General features: G+C 68.0%; 4 protein-coding genes. All 4 read right to left on the bottom strand.

From position 1 onward, the window contains the following. Window positions 1–64: 64 nt before the first annotated feature. The 4 genes from AC1RQF_RS30855 to AC1RQF_RS30840 all read right to left on the bottom strand — a co-directional run bounded on the left by AC1RQF_RS30855 (window position 65) and on the right by AC1RQF_RS30840 (window position 5,119). A complete protein-coding gene (locus tag AC1RQF_RS30855; protein WP_273997523.1) occupies window positions 65–1,087 on the bottom strand; it encodes an iron ABC transporter substrate-binding protein in 1,023 nt (340 codons plus the stop codon). Between the two features lie 63 nt (window positions 1,088–1,150). Further along, a complete protein-coding gene (gene efeB, locus AC1RQF_RS30850; RefSeq protein WP_492873851.1) occupies window positions 1,151–2,440 on the bottom strand; it encodes an iron uptake transporter deferrochelatase/peroxidase subunit in 1,290 nt (429 codons plus the stop codon). An 8-nt stretch (window positions 2,441–2,448) separates the two neighbouring features. Next, on the bottom strand, window positions 2,449–3,591 hold the full coding sequence (locus AC1RQF_RS30845; protein WP_273997525.1) for a hypothetical protein: 1,143 nt from the start codon (window positions 3,589–3,591) through the stop codon (window positions 2,449–2,451). 67 nt (window positions 3,592–3,658) lie between these two features. Then, on the bottom strand, window positions 3,659–5,119 hold the full coding sequence (locus tag AC1RQF_RS30840) for a carbohydrate porin (RefSeq protein ID WP_492873849.1): 1,461 nt from the start codon (window positions 5,117–5,119) through the stop codon (window positions 3,659–3,661). Between the last annotated feature and the right edge of the window lie 881 nt (window positions 5,120–6,000).

Genomic DNA, 6,000 nt, shown 5'->3' with positions numbered 1-6,000 from the left:
GCGCCCGACGGCGCGGGCGGCGCGGCGTGCAGCGCGTCGGCGGCGGTATCGCTCATCGCGCCGCTCAGAGCAGGCCGGCCTGGCGCAGCAGCCTGCCCGCCTGGCTGTCGTCGCCGAGCTGCTGGAACGTCAGTGCGGGCGGGCTCAGCTGGTCGAACGGCTTCAGCAGCGGGTCGGGTGCGACGCCGGCATGCAGCGGGTACTCGAAGCTGATGTGGCCTTTCGCCATCAGGTTCTGCGCGCGCTCGCCGACCAGGTAGGCGAGGAACTTCTGCGCTTCGGCCGTATGCTTCGAGGCCTTCAGCACCGCGGCGCCCGACACGTTGACGAGGCCGCCGACATCGCCGTTCGAGAAGTGGAACAGCGCGCTGCGGGTCGACTTGTCGCCGAGTTCGGCGTGCAGGCGCGCCCAGTAGTAGTTGTTGATGATGCCGGTCACGACGCCGCCGCGGTTGACGGCAGCCGTCACGCCTTCGTCGTCGTCGAAGATCTGCGCATTGGCCTTGAGGCCTTTCAGCCATTGCAGCGTCGCGGCCTCGCCCTTGAGCGCGAGCACGCCGCTCACGAGCGGCAGGAAGTCGGCGTCGCTCGGCGCGATGCCCACCTTGCCCTTCCATTCCGGCTTCGCGAAGTCGAGCAGCGACGGCGGCAGCTGCTGCGGCTGGATCTTCGCGGTGTTGTAGACGATCACGTTCTCGCGCGCGAGCACGCCGACCCAGCTGCCGTCGGGCGCGTTGTAGCGGGCCGGCACGGTCTGCAGCGTCGCCGCGTCGACCTTGGCGAGCAGGCCCTTCTCGTCGAGCAGCACGAGTTCCGGCGAATTCTCGGTGAAGTACACGTCGGCCGGCGTGCGGTCGCCCTCGGCGACGAGCTGCGCGGCGAGCGCCGGGCCTTCGCCCGTGCGGACCTTCACGCTGATCCCGCTTTGCGCCTCGAAGTCCTTGACGAGCTGGTTGACCACTTGTTCGTGCTGCGCGCTGTAGAGCGTGAGCGTCGCGGCATCCGCGAGATGGTTGGTCAGCGCGCCCGTCAACACGAGCGAGGCGACGGCCGCCAGCGTGCGGCGGCGGAGAGAGGATCGGTTCATGGCGTGGGCAGTTCCTTGGTGATCGGGTCTGGGTAGAGAGTGGGGGGCGGAGCGCGACGCCGTTCAGGCGTCGAACAGCTCCGCACCGATGTAGGAACCCGGCTTCGCGCCCGGCGGGCACGCGAAGATCGCGCTGCCGACGTGGGTCGTGAACTGGTTCATGATGTCCATCCTGGCGAGCTTCTCGTTGATCGGAATGAAGCCCTTGCGCGGGTCGCGCTGGTGCGCGACGAACATCAGCCCCGCGTCGTACTCGGTCTGCTGGCGCCACGGCGGCCAACGCTCGATGTAGAACCCGGTGCTGTCGTTGTACGAGTACGCGCGGCGCAGGATCTGCGCGCCGTTGTTGGTCTCCGCCGCGGCGAGGCGCGCATGCGAGTTGTCCGGGATCACCGGATTGCCGTCCTTGTCCGCCGCGTCCAGGTCGAGCGGCTCGAACTCGCGCTGCTTGCCGAGCGGCGCGCCGCTGTACTTGTGGCGGCCGACCACCTGTTCCTGGAAGCCGAGTTCCGTGTTGTCCCAGTGTTCGAGCGTGATGCGGATCCGGCGCACGACCGTGTAGGTGCCGTTCTTCATCCACGCCGGGCCTTCGTCGCCCGCCCACACGTAGGCGTTCATCGCGGCCGGGTCGGACTTCGGCGGATTGTTGGTGCCGTCCTTGAAGCCCATCAGGTTGCGCGGCGTCTCGCCCGGCTTGCCCGAGATGAAGCCGGCCTGGCCCCAGCGCATCTGCGTCGCGTTCGCGCCGAGGCGCGCGAGCTGGCGCACCGCGTGGAACGCGACCTGCGCGTCGTTCGCGCAGGCCTGGATGAACAGGTCGCCGCCCGTCTTCTCCGGCAGCAGCTGGTCGCCGTTGAAGCGCGGCAGGTCGACGAGCGCGGCCGGCCGGCGCTGCGCGAGACCGTAGCGGTCCTTGCCCGCGGCACTGAACAGGCCGGGCCCGAAGCCGAATGTGATCGTGAGGCCGGCCGCATCGAGGCCGAGCGATTCGCCCGAATCGACGGGCGGCTTGTCGTCGCCGGCCGCCTGCAGCGGCTGCGCGGGCTCGCCGCGCGTCAGGCGCGCGGCCGCATCGGTCCAGGTCTTCAGCAGCGCGATCAGGTCGGCGCGCGTCGCGGCCGTCAGATCGAAGGCGGCGAAGTACGCGTGGCTTTGCTGCGGCGTCACGATGCCGCCCTGGTGCGCGCCGTAGAACGGCTCGACCGCGCCGCTCGCGGCGGCGGGCGGCGCGGCCTGCGCCGCCTGGACGACGGGCGCCGCGCCGGCCGCGAGGCCCGCCGCGACGGCCGCGCCGCCTGCCTTCAGGAAGCCGCGCCGGGCGGGGCGCGGAGGGGAGTTGAGATCGTTGGCCATGATGGAACCTACTTGGCGAGCACCAGGGTGTTGACGTCGTCTTCCACGTAGTAGAAGCCGTCGCCTTCCGGAGTCATGAGGATGCCGAACAGGTCGCCGTTGCCCGGGGGCGACTGCGCCTTGTCGGTATCGATCCAGCGCGCGTACAGCTGCTTGCCGGCGACCGGATCGACCTCGACCACCTGGCCGTTCAGCGCGTTGGTCACGAGCAGGTGGCCGTTCGGCGCGGTGGTCAGCGCGAGCGGGCGGCGCAGGAAGCCGTCGGCGGTCACTTGCCGGCCGACGCCCGCGCTCGTGTCGCGCGTGAGCGGATCGTCGATCTCGACGATGCGGTTGCCGATCGCATCCGACACATAGAGCTTCTTCTGGTCGCCGGACAGCGCGAGGCCGGTCGGGCCGACCAGGAACACGCCCTTGTCCGCCTGCGCGCCGAGGCCGCTCGCGACCACCGTTTCCTGGCGCACGACGGGCGGCTTGCCGTCCGGGATGTCGAGCTCCATGCGCAGCACCGTGGCCTGCTTGAACACGGGCGGGTTGCCGTCCGCGCCGCCGACCCCGAAGCCCGCGTTGCTGACGAACAGCGTCGCGCGGTTGCCCTGGTCGACCACCGCCATGTTGCCCCACGGGTCGTTGATGTTCGGGCTCACGAAGGTCGACGCGACCTTGCCCTGGTTGTCGAGCACGATCATGCAGCCCGCGCCCTTGGTGTTGGTCATGCCGTCGTTGCTCGGCGTGCTGCCGACGATCACCCAGCCGGACTTCAGCACGGTCATCGCGGTGGCGAGGCCGACGCCGCCGGGGCAGCCCTTCAGGTCGCGCGGCACGGTCGCGAACACGCTCAACTGCCTGGTCGACGGCCGGTACGTGACGATCGTGCTGCCGGTGCCTTGCAGGTTGGCCGAGTTGTTGAAGTTGTCGACCAGCACGTCGCCCTGCTGGAGCGCGCCCGACGTGACGGGCGAGATCGCGAGCGCGTAGGGATTCTGGTCGCCGTTGTCGGGCACGGTGTTGACCAGCGTGGTGTGACGATGCAGCGTTTCAAGGAAGCCCTGGGGCTCGGCGTGCGCGAGGCCGGCGGCCGCGAGCGCGAAGCCGGCGGCGAGCACGCGCAGCGTGCGGCGCGGCGACGGGTGGAACGAAAACGGGACCATCGATGTATCTCCTGACTGGCGCGCCGCCGTGGGCGGGCGGCGCGCGGAACAAACTGGGCCGCGCCGATCAGAACGTGATCGTCGTGCGCATGCCGATCACGAACGTATTGCGCAGCGGCTGCGTCTGGTCGACCGGATTCTGGCCGGCGCCCGCATTGAAGGTGTACTGCGCGTCGGCCTGCAGCTGCCACCACTGGTTGACCTGGTACTGATAGGTCGCCTCGATCGTGGTTTCGCTGGTGCGCACGCCGTACGGGCCGAGCGCCGCGTAGTCCTGGTCGATGGCGGTCACGTGATTGCCGACCTTCAGGTACGTGACGGCGAGCCCGACGCTGTCGTTGTCGCGGCCTTCGAACGGCCCCTTCAGCACGACGCCGACATTGGCCGCGAGGCTGACGAGGTTGCGGTCGCCCGGCGCGCCCATCACGCGCGCGAACACGCCGAGGCTTTTCGCGCCGGTCGGGTCCGGACGCCAGAGCATCTGGTCGGCAACCGCGTAGAGGCTGTAGTCGCCGTGATGCTGCTGGTTGACGCCCGTCGACGACGAACTCGCGAGCGACTGGCCGCTGGTGTCGATCTGCGGATCGTTGAAGCGGCCGTTGTGATACCAGACGCCGACCTTGTAGGTGCCGGGCAGGCCCGTCGACGGGCCCAGGTCCATCTGGCCTTCGGACGGCTGGTTGAGCGCGTACTGCAACTCGCCGATGAACAGCGTGCCGTTGTGCAGGTTGAAGTTGGTGCCGCTCAGGTTGTTCGGGTTGTTGCCGAGCGGATCGCCGTCGAACACGCCGGCGAGGCCGGTGATGGACGGCGTGATCTGGCCGCGCACGCGCACGCCGAGGCCGGCGAGCGGATACGCGGGGCCGCCGTTGGGCAGGTCGTACGAGGGCAGCGACGGCCAGCCGAACATCGTGTTGACGAAGGTCGCCGCGTACTGGCTGACGATGAATTCCTGGTCGAGGCTCTGCTGACCGATCTTGACGTCGAGGCGCTTGTTGAAGAACGACTGCTGATACCACAGCTCCCACAGGCGGGTGGTGTCCTGCGCCTCGATGCCGCTCGCGGTGTTCAGCGTGCCGAGGTTGTACTGGCTCAGGTTGCGGCCGTGGATGTTCAGCGCGCTGGCGTTGAAGGTGCCGCCGGGCAGGCCGAATGCCTTTTGCGTGTCGACGCTCAGGGTGGCGGTGGTCAGGCCGTCATAGGTGCCGCCGCGATTGAGGCCGCCGCGCAGGTTCGCGAGATACTCGCTGACCTCGGTGACGGCGAGCGTGGCGCCGTAGTGGGCGAGCCACGGCCGGACCCCGCCCATGTCGCCGAGCAGGTTCTGGCGCGACCATACGCCGGTCCATTGGCTCGCCGGCTTCGCCTGGATCGCGAGGTCGGCTTCCGGCGCTTCGGGGAGCGCATCGGGCGACACCTCGGCGTGGGCGGCAGTGCTGAGCAGCCACGCGCAGGCGAGTGCCGCCTGGCGGGCCGTCATGCGCGGACGTTGGCGGACCTGGCGTCCAAATGACGACGCGAATTTCATGCAACTCCCTTTTTATTCTCAACGCGGGTTAATGCATTCGCATTAACCGGCATACACGATGGAACCCCGGCGCGACACGCGTTTCGACGTGTTGCGGGCGCATCGTATGCAGGCGGAATCGTGAAGTCAATACAAATGAGAATGATTCTCGTATAGATTACTGAACGTAATGACGGGGCTTACGGAGGGAGGAAGCGGGGTGTTTTGACGTAAGTAAAATGAAATGGTCTATGTAATGTATTTGATGGTTTTGAAGCGTGCTTTGAAATGAATTTCTGAAGATTTCTTCAGTTGTCTATTCGTCAATCATGAATTGAAGATATTCGGTTTTGGATTGAATTGTTTTGAAGCGCGCGCGATGGGAATCAAGGGAAGGCGGGATGCGGGCGGCGCGCACGCGATGGAGTTGGAGGTGATTCGCGATGCGCTCCGCATGCTCGATGCGCGCGATCGTGCAATCACGTCGTGGCTGCGCGATAGCGTGACGCCTGCCGCGGCGGCGCTCGATGCGATTCGTCCCGGGCGCGGACGGTTGAAGACGTGCGCGCCGTGTTTGCGCAACGCCGCGCCGCACGTTCGTGAGCGGCGGGGGGGTATTCCGGCAGGGGGCGCGGCGTCGGGCGATCAGATCGAGCGGGGCGCGGCACGGGACGAGGTGCCGGCGGCCTTGTGCATGACGTATTACGGTCGCCGCAGCACCCGTCGCGTCGAGAATCCCGTCGTGTGCCGAGTCGGTCAGGATGCCGAGCGGGATCGGGACGATGGGAGCCCCGACCGAGCCGTTCGCGCAAGACTCACCGGAATGAACTGTGTGCTGCGCGCGTGGCGGCGGGTGTGCCTCCCGTACACGCGATGCATGCCGGGCTTGAATCCCCGGGCCG

The sequence above is a fragment of the Burkholderia sp. GW821-FHT14F03 genome (assembly GCF_058803765.1).
This window is presented reverse-complemented; position numbering and strand designations above follow the sequence as displayed.

Coding starts and splice junctions, on each gene's coding strand:
- AC1RQF_RS30855 (WP_273997523.1), bottom strand. CDS start 1,087: ATGAACCGATCCTCTCTCCGCCGCCGCACGCTGGCGGCCGTCGCCTCG.
- efeB (WP_492873851.1), bottom strand. CDS start 2,440: ATGGCCAACGATCTCAACTCCCCTCCGCGCCCCGCCCGGCGCGGCTTC.
- AC1RQF_RS30845 (WP_273997525.1), bottom strand. CDS start 3,591: ATGGTCCCGTTTTCGTTCCACCCGTCGCCGCGCCGCACGCTGCGCGTG.
- AC1RQF_RS30840 (WP_492873849.1), bottom strand. CDS start 5,119: ATGAAATTCGCGTCGTCATTTGGACGCCAGGTCCGCCAACGTCCGCGC.